Origin of the sequence: Clostridium cadaveris (assembly GCF_020911725.1) — a bacterium.
GTDB classification, from domain to species: domain Bacteria; phylum Bacillota; class Clostridia; order Clostridiales; family Clostridiaceae; genus Clostridium_X; species Clostridium_X cadaveris.
In genome coordinates, this window is record NZ_CP076620.1 from 501690 (window position 1) to 522820 (window position 21131).

The 21131-nt window shown below is 31.2% G+C and carries 21 protein-coding genes; 17 read left to right on the top strand and 4 right to left on the bottom strand.

Going from position 1 to position 21131, the window contains the following annotated elements; all coding sequences use genetic code 11:
• Positions 1-118 precede the first annotated feature (118 nt).
• From KQH81_RS02285 to KQH81_RS02300, 4 genes are all read left to right on the top strand, one after another.
• A complete protein-coding gene (locus KQH81_RS02285; RefSeq protein WP_268254228.1) occupies positions 119-364 on the top strand; it encodes a DUF2812 domain-containing protein in 246 nt (81 codons plus the stop codon).
• A gap of 42 nt (positions 365-406) precedes the next feature.
• The gene (locus tag KQH81_RS02290) at positions 407-1225 is read left to right on the top strand and encodes a hypothetical protein (protein WP_027639346.1); all 819 of its coding nucleotides are present in this window, start codon (positions 407-409) and stop codon (positions 1223-1225) included.
• A gap of 155 nt (positions 1226-1380) precedes the next feature.
• On the top strand, positions 1381-2313 hold the full coding sequence (locus tag KQH81_RS02295) for a WD40/YVTN/BNR-like repeat-containing protein (protein WP_027639345.1): 933 nt from the start codon (positions 1381-1383) through the stop codon (positions 2311-2313).
• A 48-nt stretch (positions 2314-2361) separates the two neighbouring features.
• Entirely contained in the window at positions 2362-3390 is a 1029-nt protein-coding gene (locus KQH81_RS02300; RefSeq protein ID WP_027639344.1) for a transglutaminase-like domain-containing protein, read from the top strand.
• Between the two features lie 201 nt (positions 3391-3591).
• Here the strand turns inward: KQH81_RS02300 and KQH81_RS02305 are convergent, their stop codons facing one another.
• On the bottom strand, positions 3592-4485 hold the full coding sequence (locus KQH81_RS02305) for a LysR family transcriptional regulator (RefSeq protein WP_027639343.1): 894 nt from the start codon (positions 4483-4485) through the stop codon (positions 3592-3594).
• Between the two features lie 226 nt (positions 4486-4711).
• On the opposite strand from KQH81_RS02305, the gene KQH81_RS02310 reads away from it, so the two are divergent.
• The 5 genes from KQH81_RS02310 to KQH81_RS02330 all read left to right on the top strand — a co-directional run bounded on the left by KQH81_RS02310 (position 4712) and on the right by KQH81_RS02330 (position 10872).
• Positions 4712-6412: an FAD-dependent oxidoreductase gene (locus KQH81_RS02310; RefSeq protein ID WP_027639342.1), complete on the top strand. Its 1701-nt coding sequence runs from the start codon at positions 4712-4714 to the stop codon at positions 6410-6412.
• Positions 6413-6460: 48 nt separating this feature from the next.
• Positions 6461-7705, top strand: coding sequence for a YeeE/YedE family protein (locus tag KQH81_RS02315; RefSeq protein WP_027639341.1), 1245 nt, complete (start codon positions 6461-6463; stop codon positions 7703-7705).
• A gap of 99 nt (positions 7706-7804) precedes the next feature.
• Positions 7805-9121, top strand: a complete 1317-nt coding sequence (locus KQH81_RS02320) for an APC family permease (RefSeq protein WP_027639340.1) — start codon at positions 7805-7807, stop codon at positions 9119-9121.
• Between the two features lie 219 nt (positions 9122-9340).
• Positions 9341-10540 (top strand): sodium/glutamate symporter, encoded by a 1200-nt coding sequence (gltS, locus tag KQH81_RS02325; RefSeq protein ID WP_027639339.1) that lies wholly within the window; start codon positions 9341-9343, stop codon positions 10538-10540.
• Positions 10541-10689: 149 nt separating this feature from the next.
• Positions 10690-10872 carry a PadR family transcriptional regulator gene (locus KQH81_RS02330; protein WP_230028785.1) on the top strand — a complete coding sequence of 61 codons (183 nt, stop codon included), beginning with the start codon at positions 10690-10692 and terminating at the stop codon, positions 10870-10872.
• 220 nt (positions 10873-11092) lie between these two features.
• Here the strand turns inward: KQH81_RS02330 and KQH81_RS02335 are convergent, their stop codons facing one another.
• A complete protein-coding gene (locus KQH81_RS02335; protein WP_143081347.1) occupies positions 11093-11464 on the bottom strand; it encodes a hypothetical protein in 372 nt (123 codons plus the stop codon).
• A gap of 254 nt (positions 11465-11718) precedes the next feature.
• On the opposite strand from KQH81_RS02335, the gene KQH81_RS02340 reads away from it, so the two are divergent.
• Entirely contained in the window at positions 11719-12720 is a 1002-nt protein-coding gene (locus KQH81_RS02340; RefSeq protein WP_051196298.1) for a patatin-like phospholipase family protein, read from the top strand.
• 342 nt (positions 12721-13062) lie between these two features.
• Here the strand turns inward: KQH81_RS02340 and KQH81_RS02345 are convergent, their stop codons facing one another.
• A complete protein-coding gene (locus KQH81_RS02345) occupies positions 13063-13809 on the bottom strand; it encodes an NAD-dependent protein deacylase (RefSeq protein ID WP_027639337.1) in 747 nt (248 codons plus the stop codon).
• Between the two features lie 394 nt (positions 13810-14203).
• Here KQH81_RS02345 and KQH81_RS02350 point away from each other — a divergent pair, with 394 nt between their 5' ends.
• Positions 14204-14548: a hypothetical protein gene (locus KQH81_RS02350; protein WP_051196297.1), complete on the top strand. Its 345-nt coding sequence runs from the start codon at positions 14204-14206 to the stop codon at positions 14546-14548.
• 83 nt (positions 14549-14631) lie between these two features.
• Here the strand turns inward: KQH81_RS02350 and KQH81_RS02355 are convergent, their stop codons facing one another.
• Positions 14632-15639: a LacI family DNA-binding transcriptional regulator gene (locus KQH81_RS02355; RefSeq protein ID WP_206153119.1), complete on the bottom strand. Its 1008-nt coding sequence runs from the start codon at positions 15637-15639 to the stop codon at positions 14632-14634.
• Between the two features lie 158 nt (positions 15640-15797).
• Between KQH81_RS02355 and KQH81_RS02360 the strand changes: the two genes are divergently transcribed.
• From KQH81_RS02360 to aac(6'), 6 genes are all read left to right on the top strand, one after another.
• Positions 15798-16211 (top strand): GNAT family N-acetyltransferase, encoded by a 414-nt coding sequence (locus tag KQH81_RS02360; RefSeq protein ID WP_027639334.1) that lies wholly within the window; start codon positions 15798-15800, stop codon positions 16209-16211.
• A gap of 8 nt (positions 16212-16219) precedes the next feature.
• Complete coding sequence (gene rbsK / locus KQH81_RS02365) at positions 16220-17137, top strand: ribokinase (protein ID WP_027639333.1); 918 nt, start codon at positions 16220-16222, stop codon at positions 17135-17137.
• 14 nt (positions 17138-17151) lie between these two features.
• On the top strand, positions 17152-18075 hold the full coding sequence (gene rihC / locus KQH81_RS02370; RefSeq protein ID WP_027639332.1) for a ribonucleoside hydrolase RihC: 924 nt from the start codon (positions 17152-17154) through the stop codon (positions 18073-18075).
• 103 nt (positions 18076-18178) lie between these two features.
• The gene (gene dcuC / locus KQH81_RS02375; RefSeq protein WP_027639331.1) at positions 18179-19585 is read left to right on the top strand and encodes a C4-dicarboxylate transporter DcuC; all 1407 of its coding nucleotides are present in this window, start codon (positions 18179-18181) and stop codon (positions 19583-19585) included.
• 325 nt (positions 19586-19910) lie between these two features.
• Entirely contained in the window at positions 19911-20300 is a 390-nt protein-coding gene (locus KQH81_RS02380; protein ID WP_051196295.1) for a hypothetical protein, read from the top strand.
• Between the two features lie 89 nt (positions 20301-20389).
• Positions 20390-20830 (top strand): aminoglycoside 6'-N-acetyltransferase, encoded by a 441-nt coding sequence (aac(6'), locus tag KQH81_RS02385; protein ID WP_035770980.1) that lies wholly within the window; start codon positions 20390-20392, stop codon positions 20828-20830.
• Positions 20831-21131 lie beyond the last annotated feature (301 nt).

The following is a 21131-nucleotide window of genomic DNA, read 5'->3' on the forward strand; positions in this document are numbered from 1 at the left end:
CTTTGCTATAATGTTAAAGATTAACTGAAGATGACCGTAGAGAACAGCTCTATGTAATATATAGAAATCTTATATATTGGAGGGCTAATATGAAAAAGGACAAATCTAAAAAGGTAACATTTTTCATTTATTCACTTATGAATGTACAGCTGTTGAGGAATATCTAGAGATGATGGCAGAAAAGGGATGGCTTCTTGAGAGCATATATGAGTATTTTTTTAAATTTAAAAGGATTGAACCTAAGAAATTAAAATATTCAGTTGAAGCCTGCAGAAGGCTGTCCATTTACGATGAAGAAGACACGGAAAAATCTAGAGAGTATAGAGAATACTGCATTGCTGCAGGATGGAATTATGTATGCTAAGAAAATAAACTTCTTATATTCTATACAGAGGATGAGAATAAAGTGATTCTCATTGAGACTGATGATGAGGAAAAGTTTAAGAATATTTTCAATGCATCAATACCTCGGATACTGATGAAAATTTCTATTCTTATACTCTTTGCAATGCAGCTTTATTTTGAGTTTATTGGAAATAGAATTAAATATGCCATAGCTTTTAATTCCTCCTTGTTTGTTGGAATACTATACTTGATATTTATAGCAATACTTTTGACGGAAATAATGAGTTTTTTCATATGGGCAGTGAGAAGTAAAATCGGTGAAAGAAGACACAAGTTTACACCGTATAACGATTATAAGAGGATAAAGAGGAAAAATAAATTAAAGAAAGGTTATATTTTAGTCTTTATTATATTGGCATTGTTTATAACAAGGTCGCCTATAGATGACAACAATCCATCACAGCTTTCTAATATAAAACTTACTGCAGAAGACTTTAATCTTAATGATGCTATGAAAGATAAAGAGCGTGAAAGATTTCATAGTAGTATACTTGCAAAATATATGAGGTATTCAAGCTTTTATGATGATGAGTATCGTTTTGATTACGAAATTCTTCAAAGCGAACATTCTTGGATCATAGATTTTTATAAAAAAAGAGCTTTAAGTGGATTGAAAGAAAATAATAATGTAGAGGCAATTTCAGATAGATTTAACTTTCCAAATGGGGTGGAGGTCTATTCTATAACTAGAGATAAGCTGGAGAATATTTTTATACTTTCATCTATAGATAGATTTATAGAAATTCATAAGGATATTAAAGATATCAGTGATGAGGAATTCATCAAAATAGTGTATGAAAAATGTTTTAAGGAAATTTAATAAAAAGCAACTCATTAAAGAGGCAGTGATTCTAGATTCTCATCTAGGCGCTGCTTTTTCAATGTACAAATTAAGAGTTTCTTAGGAATAGCATAAAGCTATATGGTGTTATAATGAAATTTATAATAGAAAGTTTTGGTTAAGGTGATGAAAATATGGTAAAGAGAAGAATAATTGGACTAGCAGCAGTTGTAATTTCGGCAGTGTATCTAATAGGGTGCAGCTATATATTGGATAATAAGGATGACAAAATTAATACGGATGATAACAAACATAATATCAGTGATACTGAAAAAGAATCCGAAAAAACACCAGAAAAACTTGAAATCCTAAATATAGATAAAGGCTATAAGATTGAAGGTGAGGATGTTTATGTAACTTATGATAATGGTATTAACTTTGTTAAGGTACCAGTACCGCTAAGCTCTCTTAAGGCTATGGCATCAGCTCAAGAGGAAACTAAGGACTTACTTGAAGGAAGCTATTTTATTTCTCAGTACAATACTGCATTTATATACGGAGACAGTATTGTTTATGCATCTGATGATAAGGGGAAAAGTTGGAGGACTAGCCAGCTTCTTAGCAATTGTGAAGGAGGCCCGTCCTCAATTGGATTTGAGTTGAGAAGGCAGTTTATAGGATATACAGAGGACGGTTTAGGATATGCAATAATTGCAGGTGATAGGGCTATGAACTTTGAAAATATACATATATACACAAGTAGCGATAATGGTGATTGTTGGAAATATAAGGGGGTACTAAATGGAGGAGGCACGAGCTTTGCTACAGGAATCTCATTTGGAAATAAAAATATAGGGTTTATAACTACAAAAGCAAATAAAGATAATATTTATATGACTAAAAATGGGGGTACATCTTGGGAATTATTAAAGCTTCCCATACCAGAAGAGTTAAAGAGTTCATATACCACTCCTAATGTTCCTAAGTTTTCAGGAAAACATGGAGAAATGTATATAGGGCAGGGAACAAATGAAGATAACTTAAGCAATGAAAAAAATAAATATATAAAACTTGTTAGTGAAAACTATGGTCAAACTTGGAAATATAACGGCGAGATTAGCAAGTAGAATATGTTTATTAAAGTACAACTTAAATTAAAGGAGAGACATTAATTAATGAAATTATCGAGACTAAAAATACAAAATAAAGCAGTATTAAAACATTTGGCAGTGATGCTACTATGTAGTATTACTTTGACATTAGGGGCATGTACTAAGGCTGAAGACACAAAAGAAGAAGTTTCAAAACAGGAGGAAACTGTTGTACAAGCACCTGAGATAGAAAAAAAGAAATTCAACTATAATCCATATCTTATGGTAAAGGAACAGAGGGAATTTATTGGTGAAGATTATGATAGGTATAAAGAGTTATTAGATGCAGTTATAGATGGGAAAACAGAAGTCAATATGGATCTGGAGTCCCAAAAGCAATGTGATAGGATTTCAAGAGGAATATTTGCAGGATTTTTTCCTAAAGTATTTATTGATGACTTCACCTATGATGTGGATAGTAAGAAGATAAATATAACATACAAAATACCTGTAGGGGAATATAAGATCAAAGTTAATGATTTTATAGCAAAGGTAGAAGAAATATTAAATGATAATCTAAGTGAAAAAGATGATGATTTTACAAAGGCATTAAAGCTTTATAAATATGTTGCAACTCACATAACCTATGATGATGATCCTATGCATAGCAGCTATAAAGGAATAATGGAAGGGGTCGGTCTTTGTCAGACTTATAGCAGCATTTATGAGTTTTTACTTAGACAAGTTGGGATAGAATGTAGTGAGGCTGGTGGGCCTATGATTAATGGAACACATCATGCATGGACAATTGCGAAGATTGATGGTATAAATTATCATTTTGACCCTACTTTTGAAAGCACGAACCCATTATCTAATGGTCAGGGAGTAATGTATTTTGCAATGAGTGACGAAGAGCGTTATGATACAGGAGCGCTGCCAAACTATATATCACCAACTAGGGACTGGTTTCCAAACATGGAGAGAAGAGTATGTCCTGAGGCTAGGTATTCAAGTTTTCGAAACTGCAATAAATGGGAAATTGATGACAAGGATAAGAAGATAAAGATGTACAATAATGATAAAGTTGTTTATGAATATGATATTATGAAATAAAGAAAAGGAGCTTTTGCAAAATAGGTGAGTAATCACTATGGAGCAAAAGCTTCCTTTTACGCTCATAAATGAAAATGAGGTTATATCATCGCCGATTTGTTTCTGATCCTGTTTTCATTTACAAAAAATATACCAAATCTGATTTTTTATTTAAGATATTTAAAATTTTATAATATGTAAATTTTCATTTTTTCACTAATTCTAGTAGCAAAAACAACGCTTCTTTGAGGAAAGAAAGTCAACGAATTTCTTTTCATATTCAGTTAAAGAATAGTTGTCTCTGAAAGCAACATAATAGTCAAAAGGGATAGTGAAATCTTTAATAGAGATCTTTTTTAGTGAACCTGTTTTTAGTTCGTGACTTACTACAGATTCAGGAAGGAAAGCATATCCTCTGCCTGATGATACTGACGATTTAATTGACTCCACTGAATTTAATGAAATAAGAACATTTAAATTATGTAAAGTTAAATGCTTTTCATTTAATTCGTTTTCTAATAGAGCTAAAATGCCAGAACCTTGTTCTCTAAGTATAAGAGGCAAACTGGTAAGTTCATCTAAAGTGATGGTACTTTCTTTTGCATCTTTCCCACTGACTAAGACTAAATTATCATGCATGATAGGAGCAGCAATTATATTTTGTGGTATATCTACACCTGTAATTATGCCAATATTTGCATCATGATTTAGTAGTTTTTTTAACACGTTTTGAGAGTTGTATATTTCCATGGCAATGTCTATATTAAAATGAATTTCTTTAAAAGTATATATACTGCAAGGAAGTATATGCTCACCTATGCTTTTACAGGAACATATTACAAGACTTGATTTCTTATTCTGTATATTTTTTAAATCACGTTCCAAATTATCTGCTAATGATATCATAGTACCTGCATATTCATATACAACTTTGCCTTCATCGGTAAGCTCCACACCCTTGTTACTTCTATTAAGAAGCTTCGTACCTATTTCATTTTCAAGGCTTTGAAGCTGCATACTAAGTCCAGGTTGAGTCAAATGCATATCTTTTGCTGCTTTTGAAATACTGTTAAATTTAACGGTTGTATAAAAAGAACGTAAGTATGTAATATTCATATTTATCACTTCCAATATATTATAATGAGTTTATTTTACCCTACAATCAGAGAAAATGTAAAGTTTTTTAGAATTTTAACTGATATAAGAAATACTTATCATGAATAAAGTTTTCTTATTATGCACAGGTTTTAATTTATGTTATGATTTTAACAGTAAGATATTTTTTTAACAATATTGAAAACTTTGTAAGTAGTTTAAATATAGATTGAAAGGTTGGTATGAAATGGGAAAGAAAATAGTAATAGTTGGAGGAGTTGCTGGAGGAGCATCTACAGCAGCACGTCTTAGAAGATTAGATGAGAGCAATGAGATTGTAATGTTTGAAAGAGGACCACACGTTTCATTCTCAAATTGCTGTTTGCCATATCATTTGAGTGGAAAGGTTGAAGATCATGAAGATTTAGTTCTTATGAAGCCAGAAACTTTCTTCAAACAATACAGAATTGATGCAAGAGTATTCAGTGAAGTTACTGAAATAGATAGAGAAAACAAAGAAGTTACTGTAAAAAATGTTGTTACAGGAAAAGAACACAAAGAAAGCTATGATAAGCTTGTTCTATCTCCAGGAGCTAAGGCTATAGTTCCTCCTATAAAAGGAATTTCCGATATTAATTTATTTACAGTAAGAAATGTTGTAGATATAGCAAAATTAAATGTTTTTATAAAGGATAATGGAGCCAAGAATATAACAGTTATCGGTGGAGGATTCATTGGTGTTGAGGTTGCTGAAAATCTAAAAGAAGCAGGATATAACGTTACTTTAGTTGAGGCAATGGATCAAATAATGAGAACTTTTGATTATGATATGGTTCAGATATTACATAAATCACTTTATGATAACGGAGTTAATCTTATAGTTGGAGATAAAGTAGACTCATTTGAAAAGAACCTTGTAGTCTTAGGATCAGGAAAGAAAGTTGCTGCAGATGCAGTTGTTATGGCAATAGGTGTTGCTCCAGAAACTGACCTTGCTAAAAAATCAGGACTAGAAATCGGAGAGACTGGTGCTATAAAAGTAGATCAAAACTACTTAACTAATGATAGAGATATATACGCAGTAGGAGATGCTGTAGAAGTATTTAATGCATTAACACACAGCAAAACAAAGCTTGCTCTTGCAGGACCAGCTCAAAAAGAGGCTAGAGCAGTTGCAAATCATATTCACGGAATACCAAGCAGAAATACAGGATTTATTGGTTCTTCATGTATTCAAGTTTTTGATTTTAACGGAGCATCAACAGGACTTACAGAAGGACTTATAAAGGCTCAAAAATTAAATATAAATTATGATGTAGTAAGAGTTATACCTCAAGATAAAGTTGGGTTGATGCCAGACAGCGAACCACTTCACTTTAAACTTATCTTCGAAGTTCCAACAGGAAGAGTTTTAGGTGCTCAAGCTATTGGACGTGGAAATGTAGATAAAAGAGTTGATATAATAGCTACATTAATAAAATTTGGTGGAACAGTTTATGACTTAGCAGATTTAGAACTTTGCTATGCGCCACCATTTGGAACAGCAAAAGATGTTGTAAATATGGCTGCATTAGTTGCTACAAACATATTAAACGGAAGTTTCAAACAAGTTTATGTGCATCAAGTTAGAGATTTAGTAGAAAGCGGCGCGTTTATAGTAGACGTTAGAGAAGCTGATGAGTATGAACTAAGTCATATAGTTGGAGCAAAGAATATACCTCTAAGTGAAATAAGAGACAGAGTAAATGAAATACCAAAGGATAGACCAGTTTATCTTCACTGCAGAAGTGCTCAAAGAAGCTACAATGCATGTGTTGCATTAGGTCATTTAGGCTTTAACAACATATACAATGTATCAGGTGGATTTATGGGAATAAGCTTCCATGAGTATTTCAATGATATGGTTACTGGAAGAGAAAAGATAGTAACAGACTACAATTTTAATTAATTATTTAAATTCATATATATTATAAATATTTTAAAGGGAGATGAAATTATGAAAAAGAATATGGAATATATTATTGGATTTCTGCTGCTTGCTGCGATTTTAATAGTAGGAAAAGTTAATCTTGGTAGTCCTATGTTATTCTTTAGACTACTAGCAGGATTAGGATTAGGCTATGCATTAACAAGATCATTCTTCGGATTTGCAGGTGGAGTAAACAGAAGTTATAGAAGCGGTTCTACAAAATTAATGAGAATGCTAATGATATTATTTTTAGGAAGCGCAGTAGTAAGTGTTTGTTTCTTTATAGGACAAGACGTAACTCAATACGATTTATGGGTTAACCCAATTAATTTAGGACTTATATTAGGCGGTTTAATATTCGGTTTAGGTATGGCTTTTTCAAGCTGCTGTGCATCAGGAGTTCTTACTGATGTAGTTACAGGAATGCCTCGTGCTTTAATAACACTTGTATTCTTTGGAATGGGAGTATATTTAGGATTTCCACTTCAAAGTACAGCACCTTGGATAAAAGAGACATTAATATCAACTGAGACTTTTAAGGATGGTGTATTCCTTCCAGACCTATTCAAATGGGATGGATTAGAAGGATATTTGGGAGCAATAATACTAACAGCAATATTTGCAGGTATAACAATTTGGATAGCTAAGAAGTATGAAGACAAGAGAAAATCGGAGAAAAAATATTTTGATGTAGAGACAGAAGTACTTCAAGAAAAAGCTCGCAAAGAACAAGAGTCATACAACTCTATATACGAAAGATTATTCGTAAAGCCATGGACACTTGGCATAGGAGCAGTTGCAATAGGAAGTATATTTATACTTTTAATGGGAGTTACTAAAGCAGGATGGGGAGCATCTACTCCTTATGGTTTTTGGTTTGGTAGATTACTTGTAGCGTTTGGAGTATCTCCAGAAAGTATAGCAGCTTTTGCAAGTAAACCAGTAGAAATGTTCACAGCACCTTTCTTCCAAAATGGTATGAATGTTCAAAATACAGGTATAATATTAGGAACACTTATAGCATTACTTTTAGCAGGAGACTTTGTAAAGACTTTCAAGGCTGGATTATCAATAACTTTTAAAGAAGCATTAATATATATAGTTGGTGGTTTAGCTATGGGATTTGGTACAAGATTATCAAATGGATGTAATGTAGGAGCTTTATATACTCCAATAGCTAACTTCTCATTATCAGGATGGATATTCCTTGTATTTTTAGTTTTAGGCGGAATCTTCGGAAACATAATATACAAAAAAATAATGACAAGATAAAATAAAAAAGGTAAATTAATAATAATAAGGCTACGATTAAAGAAACCTATATAGGTATTAATCGTAGTTTTATTATTTAAAAAAGGAGGTGGAAACTCTATGAAGAAATACTTAGGGCGTTTAGACTTATTTTCAATAGTAGTAGGCGCAATCATAGGCTGGGGTTCGTTTATGCTTCCAGGAACTAAGTTTCTAAAGGAAGGTGGAGTTATAAATACAGCTCTAGGACTTGTATTTGGAGCATTATGCATTGTTATAATTGAAAAAAATTATGAAGTCATGATGAACAGCCAGAATGAAGAGGGTGGAGAATTTTCATTTACATATAATAATTTAGGAAAGAGTCATGGATTTATAGTTGGCTGGTTTTTGACACTAGCTTATTTCACCATGATTCCACTTAATGCAACAGCTTTTCCATTAGTTATAAAAAAACTGGTTGGGGGAGTTTTGGAATTTGGTTATTTATATAATGTAGCAGGATATAATGTCTACTTAGGAGAAATACTTGTATCTACTTTAGTAATATTAATTTTTGCTTATTTAAATATAAGAGGAGTTAAAGAAACAAGCAAGGTACAGAAATTTATAATATTTGCGCTTATATCAATGGTCGCTCTTGTTTTTGCAGGAATGCTTATAAAAGGAGATAAAACTGCTTTTGCAGCTAATTACATTACAAATTATAAGTTTGACCTAGGTGGAATAGCTAAAGTATTTGCAATAACTCCATTTGCATTTGTAGGATTTGATGCAATACCTCAACTTAGTAAAGAGTTTAACTTTTCAGCTAAAAAAGCATCTCTAATTGCAATTATTTCATTATTAATAGGTACATCAATTTATAATATATTAAATGTAATAACTGCGTTAGCATTTAGTTCTAGTGAAGCGTCAGCTTTGGAGTGGGCAACAGGAAGTGCAGTGCAAGGAACTTTAGGAAAGGCATTTTTCTTTATGCTTATAATAGCTTTAAGTGCAGCAGTATGGAGTGGAATAAATGGATTTATGCTTTGCAGTTCAAAGCTCTTAGGTTCTATAGCAAATTACGGAATGCTGCCAAAGAAAATGGGTGATTTAAATAAAAATGATGTATTTAAAAACTCTATATTATTTATAGCAGGCATCAGTTTAATAGCACCTTGGTTTGGAAGAGAGGTAATACTTTGGATTGTAGATATGTCTTCTTTAGGTGCAGCTATAGCATACTTCTATGTTTCATTCATAGCCTATAAAAAGTGCACTACAAAATCGGGAAAAGTATTTTCTATATTAGGGATTCTTATAAGCATACTATTTGTTTTATTATTACTTCTTCCAATGTCGCCAGCATGTCTTGGAGAAGAATCAATGATAGCTCTTATAATATGGTGTGCTGTTGGACTATTGTTCTATCTTAAATTAAAAACTAGATAAGATAAATGAAATGAAAGCTGAGATGATCCTTGGCTTTTTTTTTGGTTATATAAGAGTGTAATAGAGTTTGAGAAAGAATAACCTTAGGCACAAATACCAATACTAAATTAAACTAGATTCTTAGCTTTAGTTTAGGGTTTAATATAATGTGAAGTTTAGAAGTCATTATTTAGATGATAAAATAAAATTTATGCAAAATATATGAAGGGGATAAGAGATATGGAATTTAAGCTGGACTTATTTGAAACTATGGCATTAGCAACAATAGTATATTATTTAGGGTATTATTTGAGGGTTAAAATAAAGTTTTTTTCGAAATACTGTATACCAGCACCAGTTATAGGCGGACTTATCTTTGCTATATTGATTTTAGCTCTAAGACTTACAGGATCAGTTAGCATTACCTTAGATACAACACTTCAAGGCATATTTATGACAGCTTTTTTTACAAGCGTTGGATTTACTGCTAGTGTAAGGGTACTAAAAAAAGGTGGGGCTAAAGTATTTGTATTTTTAGGTATTTCTATTCTACTTGTTATATTACAAGATCTATTAGGTTCTCTTTTAGCTGGGGTTTTCGGACTAAGTCCATTACTTGGATTATGCACTGGATCTATACCTATGGTTGGAGGCCATGGAACAGCTGGTTCCTTTGGACCACTTTTAGAAGATATGGGAGTTACAGGAGCAACTACAGTAGCTTTTGCATCAGCTACTTTTGGGCTTGTAGTAGGGAGTTTTTTAGGAGGTTTTGTAGCTAAAAACTTAATTGAAAAAAATAGTCTAAAAACACCTAAGTCACCAGGAGAAAATCATGACATACCAATAAGTGATTTTCATGAGGATAATACATCGGTTTTGTGTCAAAAGAGGCTTATGAATGGTGTATCATGGCTATTTATAGCAATGGGTATTGGAACTATAATTTCTGGACTTATAGAAGATTTAGGACTTACATTTCCATCATATATTGGAGCAATGCTTGCAGCAGCTATAATAAGAAATTTATGCGATTTCAAAAATATTCATATTGAAGATCATGAAATTGAAGCTATAGGAAGCATAAGTTTATCATTCTTTTTAGCTATGGCGCTTATGGGATTGAAGCTATGGGAATTATTTGACTTAGCTCTTCCTATGATAGTAATGTTGATAGCTCAAACTATTCTTATGGGTGGGTTTGCATACTTTATTACATATAGAATTATGGGTAAAGATTATGAAGCAGCAGTATTTGCATCAGCTAATTGTGGTTTTGGTATGGGGGCCACACCCAATGCGGTAGCCAATATGGATGCACTTGCTGCAAAGTTTGGACCTGCACCAACACCATATTTTGCAGTTCCCATAGTAGGATGTTTGTTTATAGATTTTGTGAATTCAGCGGTTATCACAATATTTATAAATATACTTAAATAGAAAAATTTCATATAAATAAGTGAGAAAAATACTATATTCAATCACACAAAGTTAAATTTAAGCTGTAAGAGAATGTCTCAACCATTGCCACGAAAGGGTAAGGTAAATCTTACTCTTTCAACCATTATTTCGAAAGGAAGGAGGATATTATGTCTAAAGCAAATACATTTGAAACAGAGCAACTCACTGATCCAGCTTATTATATATTATTGTCTTTATTAAAAGCTAAACATGGATATGCTATCATGAAATATGTAGAAGACATAACGGAAGGTCAAGTGATAATAGGACCAGCAACTTTATATACACTTCTTAAGAAAATGGCTCAATGAGGATTTATAAAGCATACAGGTGAAGAATCAGATAGAAAAAAGCAGTATATCATCACTAAAAAAGGATTTGAATTAATAGAAAATGAAGTTATGAGAAGAGTTAATATGGCAAAGCATGGAGTGAATGTGCTTAATGAAGAGGCTCAATCAGATTATGAGGAATAAGAAAAGTCTTAGCTAGATATAAAATTGCTAAGACTTTTTATTTTAAGATACTTCCTTAATAATATTTTGCTGGTATGTTTGTTGTTTCATTGAATATCATTTTGTCACTTTTAACCCAACCTCTAGAGTTTATGTTAGTAGACACATCCAAAGCCACTTCATACCAGATTTCATCTAAAGCTTGAGCTTTTGACAATATATTTACTCGTATAGGGGTATCCATCTTGGCCAATATTGGTGAATCAGGCAATGGACAGAGAAAAAGCTCTGTATTTTGAGAAAGAGCGCCATAGTTAAAAGGTGGATTTGAAAATTTTATACCTAAAGATTTATAGTTACTAAAGGAATTCTTGACCTTATCTTTCAATAAATCATTTTCTCTTTTTAGCGTAAAAACATATCTTCTTTTTTCATCCAGTTTACTCATAAAGTAATAGAATTCAACACCGAGAGCAATAATAAGAAGTACAATAATATAGAACATCAAACCACTCCAAATAGATTTATATAATTTATTTTATTTTAAATGGCTTGTTAATATGACTAGGATTGTGAAGTTAAGGATAGTATTATAGTAGAAAAAAATTTAAATTCTTCTTAAATAAGATGAAGAATTTAAAAAATTGTATATAATGAAGGTATAATAGCCATTAGATATTGCGTTTAGAGAGGAGGAGAAAGATGAGCAAGTTAGGAATTGTATTTGCAGGAGGAGGAGGAAAAGGCTCCTACCAAATAGGTGTATGGCGTGGCTTAAAATTATTAGGTATAGAGGACAAAGTATCTGCTATATCAGGCACATCCATAGGTGCATTAAATGGAGTTTTGTTTCTTCAAAAGGATTATGAGATAGGAGAAGAGGTATGGCTTAATAGTTCTCAAGAAAAAATGCTTCCTATAGATGATAGAATCATAGCTAGAAATATGCTTTATCTAAAGATCTCAGAGCGTAAGAAAGAGGAAGTATTAAAATGGGCAAGTACATTGAGAGATGAGGGAGATGTAATTTCAAAACAGGGACTTATCGAAATCATAGATAAAGGATTGAATTACGAAAAAATAAAAAGTTCTCAAATACCTATGTATATATGTTGTACAGAAATGCCTGATATGAAAGCTAAATATTTTAAGATAAATGATTATGATGAAAAAGAAATAAAGAATATTCTTTGTGCCACCACAGCACTTCCTATGATCTTTGAAAGTGAAGAAATAGGAGAACAGATATACATGGATGGGGGCTTAGTAGATAATGTACCTATAAAGCCAGTTTATGATAGTGGTTGTGACATTATAATAGTAATTCATTTTAACAAAGAAGAGAGAGTTGATAGATCTCTTTTTCCTAATGCGAAGATAATAGAAATAGTACCATCAAAGAATATGGGAGGATGGCTTGTTGGAACTTTAGATTTTTCTAGGCAGACTTCTTTAGAGAGAGTTCTTGAAGGATATAAGGATGCACTTAGATTATTTAAAGGAGTAGTAGATGACCCAACAAAAGATATTGTAGAAGTTTTAGATGAAAAATACGATGAAATAAATAATAATCTTGAAGAGATGATTAAGGAAAGAGAATCCCTAGAGGATAGTATACGAAGATTAAAACAAATAAAGGTAATAAGTTCTAACCTCAGAACTATAAGTAAGAAAAAACTAAAAGCAAAGAAGAAAATATTATAAACAAAGAATTTGTCCAATGTAAAAGAGCATCCTTGTCCAAGGGATGCTCTTTTACGAAAATACACATACAATCATTTACAAAATTAAATGTTAGATTAATTAAAAATTATAAGTGAAGCATCATTTCAACTTCAAGTTTTCCTTGATTTAATAATATACGAAATTTTTATTGTAAGCAAATTTAGTATAGCTTGAATAATTAAAATATATTTAAATATCTTCTTTATTCTAAATATTTCTTTAAATATGATATACTTTATAAAATATATTCTATATAGAGTATGCTATTTAAAGATTAAATATATTCGTATAGCCTATTATACAAATCTAACAAAATGTACATTAAATATTCTTTAATAATTCTAAAGCTTTATCCAAAGTTTTGCCTATAGAGTCATGAATTGTAAGAGCTGCTTTAGAATCTGCAGAGGTTCTAGTTTTATTTATAAGCACAAGATTTTGTCCTTTAAAGTAGTTTATGAGACTGGCAGCAGGATATACAACAAGAGATGTGCCACCTATTATAAGTGTATCTGCACTACTTATTGCTTTTATAGCGCCATCTATAATATCATAGTCCAGGCTTTCTTCATATAAAACCACATCTGGTTTTACACTTCCACCACATTTTGTACAAGTTGGAATTCCCTTAGAGTTTATCACAAAATCAGCATCGTAAAAAGCATTACATTTAGTGCAGTAATTTCTATAAACAGATCCATGAAGCTCGAAAACATTTTTAGAACCAGCCATTTGATGAAGCCCATCTATGTTTTGAGTTACCACAGCTTTAAGTTTTCTCATTTTTTCAAGCTCTGCAAGAGCTAAATGGCCAGCATTAGGTTTAGCATCAGGATATATTAATTTAGACTTATAAAATTCAAAAAATTCCTCAGGATATCTTAAGAAGAATGTATGAGATACAAGCTGTTCGGGAGTAAAATTGATCTTAAGTTTTTCATTCCATAAACCATTGGAACTTCTAAAATCAGGTATTCCTGATTCTGTTGACATTCCAGCTCCACCGAAGAATACTATGTTATTACTGTTTTTTAAAATTTTAGCTAAATGTTCTATTTTATTTTCCATAAAATCATCTCCATTTTTCTACTTATTAATATTATGTCACAAGTTACAATAAATAAAAAGAGCACAGTAAATGGAGTGGTAATATATGAATTTAAATATGAATCTTAACAATATACAAATCTTTATTAGAGAAATTTTAAAGCATTCAGAAGATTTTTTAATCTATGTATGCTTTTATTATATACTAAGTATTTGTATTTTAAATAGAAAAATTATTCATATTTAAAAGAATTGATGATAATAATATACATAAGACTCATAAGATTAAATTATAGATGACAATAAAAATCAATATTATTTGATACCTTCTTTGATTAAGAAAAATCTTTATACCGTTTTACTTTAATATGCTTTAGATATAAAGAAAACTATTTGTGAAAGGATGAGAAAGTCAATGATGAAAAAATTGAAATATATAATTATGGCTGTATTAATTATTGCATGTACTAGTGTAACGGTTAATGCAAAGCCTATTACATTTTCACCAACAGCAGGTATATACAAAGAAGGAATATATCATTTCAGTAAATGTTTGGGAAATAAGGTGTCATTAAAACTAACTACTCCAGAAGAAAATATCATTATGATGATTATAAAAAATGAAGATGGAGTCTTAAAGTATTTTGTAAATTTCGGTAAGACATGTAAAGCGGTAGATATTTTTCTTGAGTTACCTGTAGAAAAATATACTGTGATTTTAATTGGTGAAGGAGAAATTGCATTTACTTTTGAAAATTAGATTGCCATATTTTGAGTTAAATAAAGTTTATTTTTTAGAATTAAAGCCAGCTATCACATATTTATCTGAGCAGCTGGCTTATTTTAATAAATTATTTTTACGCTGTCTTTTGAAATAAGATGAGGATTAAGACATATTGTTGAAATTTCTTTTGGATTATTTTGTACAAGATTAAACATAAGCTTACAAGATGATGTTCCAAGCTCTGCAACATTTTGATCTATAGATGAAATCTGCATAAAGATCATAAATTCATTTAATAGATTATCATAACTAACAATTGAAATATCATCTGGAATTTTTATGTTTTTTTCAATAAGACGTTTTAATAGCCCTAAAGTCATCATATCGTTAGAAACAAAAACTGCTGTAGTATTATTTTTTAGAATGATATCTCCAGCTGCATAACCGCTTTCTGCATGATAATCACCTTCTATTACATAGTCTTTATTGATAGCAAGACCGTATTCATCCATAGCTTTTTTATAGCCCTCAAAACGAGAAATAGAGTTTTTAGAGTTAACAGCATTTGTGATACATGAAATTCTTTTATGACCATTTTCTATTAGATGTTTAGTTGCTATATAGGCTCCTTTTACATTATCGAAATAAACTTGATTGCATGAAAAATCATCAAATATCCTATCTATCATTACATAAGGTATAGTTAAAGCTTTAAGCTTTGAACATATTTCTTCTTGATGATCATAGGAAGTATTAGATATGGTGATAAATAGACCATCGATTCCTCTACCAAGCAACAAATCTATAAGATGCATATCTTCTTTATAATCATCATTAGAATTTGCAATTATTAATGCATATCCTTGATCCCTACAATAAGTTTCTATAGACTTTGTAAGCTTTGAGAAAAATATATTTTCTATATCGGGAATAATGAGACCAAAGGTAGTTGTCTTTTTAGTTATGAGACTTCTAGCATTTATATTAGGTGTGTAGTTATTTTCTAATGCGATTTTTTTAATTAGTGTTTTTTTCTCATCAGAAACTCTACATTCTTTATTATTTAAAACTAAAGAAACAGTGCTTATGGACACACCAGCTTCTTTAGCGATATCTTTTAGTTTCATCAAAATCACCCCTAAGAAAATTATATCATATTCTAGATAAAATATTAACAATTAAAATTTTGATAAAACGTTTTACTATTAGCTTGACAACGGTTTCTTTCGGTGATAATATAAATTTATAGAAAATGATAAAACGTTTTACCAACGGAGGGGATAATGTGCATATTGTAGAGAATGGTTTGACAATAGATCTTTATGATTCAATGAGAAGATATGCTGATATGAAAGTATATGATAAAGAAGACATAGCACAAGCCTTAAAAAATACTTTATATAGTACTGTTGTGTATGATGATGAAATGCCTGTAGCTATAGGAAGAGTTGTTGGAGATGGAAGAATCGTATTTTTTTTAAAAGATATTGTTGTCCATCCAGACTATAGAGGAAAGCAAGTTGGAAAATTAGTAGTTAACAATTTGCTGGATTATATAGAAAAGGCAGGATGTGAAGGAGCGTACATAGGACTTATGGCTATGCCGGGAACAGAAGCGTTTTATGAAAAGTTTGGATTTATTGAAAGGCCTAATCCTAAATTTGGGTCAGGCATGATTTGTATAGATAGAAGGAAGTGAATACCCATATGAAAAAAGTTATAGTTGCAGGAAGTCTTAATGTTGATCTTACTATAGAAGTGGACAAGATGCCTGTTCAAGGTGAGACAATACATGGACATGATTATTTTGTAAATGAAGGCGGCAAGGGTGGCAATCAAGCTATTGCAGCTGTAAAGTCAGCAGCAGATACCATATTCATAGGAAGTGTAGGAAAAGATGTTTTTGGTAAACAGGTATTAGATTCATTAGAAAAATTTCATATAAGTACTAGATGCATACAGATTCATGAAGATGTATCTACAGGAACAGCAATGATAATTAGAGAGAATAATGATAATAGAATAATACTAAACCCAGGTGCAAACTATGCAATGAAATTTGAATTTGCAAAAGAGCAACTAGATAAAGTTGCTTCAGAAGGAGATATATTTATAACTCAATTTGAAAATGATTTAGATGCTACTTTTAAACTTATAGAGTATGCAAAATCTTTAAAAATGAAAACTATATTAAATCCAGCACCAGCAAAAAAGATACCAGATGAAGTTTACAAATATATAGATCTTTTAGTTATAAATCAGAGCGAATGTGAAGTTATATGTGGAATTTATCCAAACAATGATGAAGAATGTTTAAAAGCTGCAGAAGTCTTAAAGGATAAGGGAGCTTCAAACATCATAATAACTCTTGGGAAAGAGGGAAGCTTAACAATAACTAATAAAGAAAATATAAGAGTAAATGCCCACAAGGTGCAAGCTGTTGATTCAACTGCAGCAGGAGACTCTTTCATAGGAGCTATGGCAGCAAAATTATCAATGGGAACTTCATTAAAAGAATCAATTGAATATGCTACAAAGGTTTCTGCAGTTACAGTGACTAGAAAAGGTGCTCAGATATCCATACCAACAGAGAAGGAAGTAAATGAATTTTTTAATAATATATAGAGGAGTGAAAGATAATGGAAAACAAGAGAAAGATAATAATTGATACGGACCCAGGAATTGATGATGCTATAGCTATAGCAATTGCTCTTTTTTCAGAAAAGCTTGATGTAAAGCTTATAACAACTGTAGCTGGAAATGTAAGCGTAGACTTAGTTACAGAAAATGCATTAAAGCTTCTTACATTCTGGGGAAAGAAAATACCAGTAGCAAAGGGGTCTAGAGAACCATTAATGCAAGTATTTGAAGATGCATCTAATGTTCATGGGGCATCTGGCATGGACGGATATGATTTTGGAGAACCAGATAGAAGCAATTTGCTTGATGGTCATGCTGTAAATGAGATGAGAAGAGTTTTATTAGAAAGCGACTCAAAGATGACTATAGTAGCTATAGGACCTCTTACAAATGTAGCTTTACTTTTAAAGATGTATCCAGAAGTTAAGGAAAAAATAGATGAAATAGTATTTATGGGTGGATCTTTAACAAGAGGAAATAGAACTGTTATGGGAGAGTTTAATATAGCTACTGACCCAGAAGCAGCAAAGATAGTATTTTCAAGTGGATTAAAACTTGTTATGGCTGGATTAGACATGGGACTAAAAGCTCTAGTTTATCCAGAAGATAGTGCTGAGATTAAAACATATGGAAAAACTGGTGATATGATGTGTGCACTTTTCTCAAAGTATAGAGGAGGAAGCTTTAAGACAGGACTTAAAATGTATGATAGCTGTGCAATTGCTTACCTATTATGTCCAGAGATGTATGAACTTCAAGAAACGTACCTTGATGTTGAAACTCAAAGTCCTCTAACTTTAGGATGTACAATCGTTGACTTAAAAGGATATATGAAGAAAGAAGCCAATGCAACAGTATGTACAGATATAGATATTGATAAATTTAAAAAATGGTTTATGGAAGCAATAAAAGCTTGTGTTTAGCATTAAATTTAGAATGAATTTAAAATGGAGCAGAGCAGTTGTAGTCGGAAAAAAGCAGGCTCTTAGTTCCTTTTAAAATAAAAAAAATAAGGAGATGAAATGTATGAATAATTATGTTATGTTCGCTACTGCTATAATAGCTGTTGCTATCGTAGTGTATATGTTAATCAAAAAGATGGACATAAAAATCACATTATTTGCTATAGGTCTTGTACTAATGTACATAGCAATTACTGTTGGAGATGGTCTTGGAATCAAGGACTTTGCATCAACAGGTTCTATATGGCTTGATCCGCTTAAAGCTGCAACGGATATATTCAAGCAAAACCTATCAGCAGCCGGATTCATAATACTTATACTAGGTGGATATTCTGCTTATATGAACAAAATTGAGGCTAATGATGTAACAGTAAGTGTTCTTACAAAATCTATAGTAAAAGTTAAATCACCATATATATTAGTACCAATAGTGTTTTTACTTGGAAACTTACTTTCATTAGTAGTACCAAGTGCTTCAAACTTAGCAATCATATTATTAGCTACTTTATTCCCTGTTTTAAAAAAGGCTGGTATGAGTACATTAACAGCAGCAGCAGTTATAGCTACAACAGCAACTGTAATGCCAACTCCACTTGGAAGTGATAATGTTGCCATTGCAAATGAATTAGCAAAGTACGCATCATTTAGCGGTTTAACAGTAACTGATTACGTTATAAAATACCATGCTATGATTTCAGTACCTACGATAGGAGTTATGGCACTTGTACATTATTTCTGGCAGAAGTTTATGGACAAGAAGGCTATAGCTTCAGGAGAAGAGGAAGTTATAGAAGTTCAAGAAGTTAAAAAGATTGAAGGATCCTTCTTATTCAAATTAGTATATACGCTTTTACCATTACTACCTATATTAATGCTTATATTCATATACTTCTCAGGTTCATCAGTGAAACTTTCAGTAGAAGTAGCTACAACTTTAAGCTTTATTATAGCTATAATATGCGAATCAATTCGTCATAAAGGAGATAGAAAAGTTCTTAAAGGAACAGAAGACTTCTTTAAGGGAATGGCAAACGGAGTATCTATAGTTGCATTATTAGTAGCAGCAAGTGTATTTGTACAAGGATTAAAGTCTATTGGACTTATAAAGGCACTTCAGGATGCTATGTTATCAACTCAAGGAACAGGAATGGGAATAGTTCTTCCTCTAATTTTAGTTGGATTAACAGTGCTTATAGTATTACTTTCAGGAAGTGGAACAGCATTATTCTTTGCAATGGTTCCATTAGTAATGCCACTTGCAGAAGCAGCTGGAATAAATCCTATAGCATTATCAGTACCAATGGGTCTTGCTGGAAATATCATGAGAGCGGTTTCTCCAGTAGCAGCGGTAACAGTAATAGTAGCTGGGTCTGTTAAGAAATCATCATTAGATATTGTAAAGAGAACTTCAGTACCAATGATAGCAGGATTAATATTCATGTTCGTTCTATCAATGATAATGTTTGTTTAATTAAATATCGATAATTGTGTGTAGAATTTACAGTAATGTAGATTAGATATAGCAAGGAACTAGGGTTAAATTTTTATTGTATTATTTGTTATATATTATAGGAAGTAATTAATATTAGAGTCAGCATGAGATGCTGACTCTTTTACTTTTCACTCATGTTTTTAATAATAAAAGTAAGTTCAAATGTTATTGAACTGCACTAAAGTAATGCCAACTCCCAAAGTCACATATCTTCTTTCATTATTGAATGGTAAATATTGTAGTATAATTTACATTAAAGGTGTAAAATAATTACATAGGATAAATAGTGCAGGAGGAAGAAATGATGAAAAAAAGAAGTATATTATATTTAGTAATCATAGTGATGCTTGTACTTAATGGATGTACAAGAGGATCCCAAATAACTGTGATGTCAAAAGAACATAATACGTCAACTATGATGTCTATGACATATAAAAGGTTTAGCGGATATAAAGAAACTAATGTTACTGTTAAAGAGGGGGAACTGGTTAAGATAGATGTTAATATCGTTACGAAAGATGGAACAATTAGTGCATATATAGCTAAAGATGACGACAAAACTGATTGCAGTTATGAAGGAAATGATATTCAAACATCAACATTTACTATTACACTTTCAGATCCCGGGAAATACACTATTAGGGTAGATGCAAAGAACCATTCTGGAGGATATGAATTTTCTTGGGAAAAATAATGGTAATGGAGGCATAACCTGATGAAGGACGAGTTTTTATTCATGGAGAGGTAATTAAGAAATAATAAGTTAAAAATAGGAGGATTCATATGAAGTTTATAACTGCAACAAGTGAGCACATTAAATCAGTAGCAGAAATTGCTTTAAAGCTTTGGCCATCAAATACTATAGAGGATTTAATTCTTGAATTTTCAACAATAATCGAAAATGATAATTCAAAGATATTTTTAGTATGCAATGAAAGTGAATTCATTGGATTTGCACAATGCTCTCTAAGATTTGATTATGTAGAAGGAACGGACAGTTGTCCCGTTGGATACTTTGAAGGAATTTTTGTAAAAGAAGAATACAGAAATAAAGGAATAGGAAAAGAACTTTTAAGATATTGTGAAGAATGGGCAAAGATGAAAGGTGCAGAAGAATTTGCTAGTGACTGTGAGCTTAAAAACACAGATAGTTTAAAATTTCACTTAAATATAGGATTCAAAGAGGCTAATAGAATAATTTGCTTTGTAAAAAATCTTAAATAAAAGTTTTGATATGAGAAAATAAGTTTTAAAGGAGTAGGATTCGAAAAGCTTGAAACGAGAATGATTTTAAATTCAGGTGAAAAAGAGAAAAAGCCATTTTATTATTATAGGTTTAGCAAGAATTAATTAAAAAACAGTAAATATAAATAAAGGTTAAAAAACACAATCATTTGGATAAATCCTAGTGGTTGTGTTTTTTCTTTAAAAATTAAGTGATTTATGCACAGAAAAAAATAAAAATGAACTGATTGTTAAAAAAACTATGAAATAATCTATTACTAATAAAGATATTAAAAAAAAT

Bases quoted from the DNA above. Each gene is read 5' to 3' on its own strand.
- KQH81_RS02330 (WP_230028785.1), top strand. From the start codon at position 10,690: ATGTCTAAAGCAAATACATTTGAAACAGAGCAACTCACTGATCCAGCT.
- KQH81_RS02335 (WP_143081347.1), bottom strand. From the start codon at position 11,464: ATGAGTAAACTGGATGAAAAAAGAAGATATGTTTTTACGCTAAAAAGA.
- KQH81_RS02300 (WP_027639344.1), top strand. From the start codon at position 2,362: ATGAAATTATCGAGACTAAAAATACAAAATAAAGCAGTATTAAAACAT.
- KQH81_RS02340 (WP_051196298.1), top strand. From the start codon at position 11,719: ATGAGCAAGTTAGGAATTGTATTTGCAGGAGGAGGAGGAAAAGGCTCC.
- KQH81_RS02355 (WP_206153119.1), bottom strand. From the start codon at position 15,639: ATGAAACTAAAAGATATCGCTAAAGAAGCTGGTGTGTCCATAAGCACT.
- KQH81_RS02320 (WP_027639340.1), top strand. From the start codon at position 7,805: ATGAAGAAATACTTAGGGCGTTTAGACTTATTTTCAATAGTAGTAGGC.
- KQH81_RS02350 (WP_051196297.1), top strand. From the start codon at position 14,204: ATGATGAAAAAATTGAAATATATAATTATGGCTGTATTAATTATTGCA.
- KQH81_RS02380 (WP_051196295.1), top strand. From the start codon at position 19,911: ATGAAAAAAAGAAGTATATTATATTTAGTAATCATAGTGATGCTTGTA.
- KQH81_RS02305 (WP_027639343.1), bottom strand. From the start codon at position 4,485: ATGAATATTACATACTTACGTTCTTTTTATACAACCGTTAAATTTAAC.
- KQH81_RS02345 (WP_027639337.1), bottom strand. From the start codon at position 13,809: ATGGAAAATAAAATAGAACATTTAGCTAAAATTTTAAAAAACAGTAAT.
- KQH81_RS02295 (WP_027639345.1), top strand. From the start codon at position 1,381: ATGGTAAAGAGAAGAATAATTGGACTAGCAGCAGTTGTAATTTCGGCA.
- KQH81_RS02310 (WP_027639342.1), top strand. From the start codon at position 4,712: ATGGGAAAGAAAATAGTAATAGTTGGAGGAGTTGCTGGAGGAGCATCT.
- KQH81_RS02315 (WP_027639341.1), top strand. From the start codon at position 6,461: ATGAAAAAGAATATGGAATATATTATTGGATTTCTGCTGCTTGCTGCG.
- rbsK (WP_027639333.1), top strand. From the start codon at position 16,220: ATGAAAAAAGTTATAGTTGCAGGAAGTCTTAATGTTGATCTTACTATA.
- rihC (WP_027639332.1), top strand. From the start codon at position 17,152: ATGGAAAACAAGAGAAAGATAATAATTGATACGGACCCAGGAATTGAT.
- dcuC (WP_027639331.1), top strand. From the start codon at position 18,179: ATGAATAATTATGTTATGTTCGCTACTGCTATAATAGCTGTTGCTATC.
- gltS (WP_027639339.1), top strand. From the start codon at position 9,341: ATGGAATTTAAGCTGGACTTATTTGAAACTATGGCATTAGCAACAATA.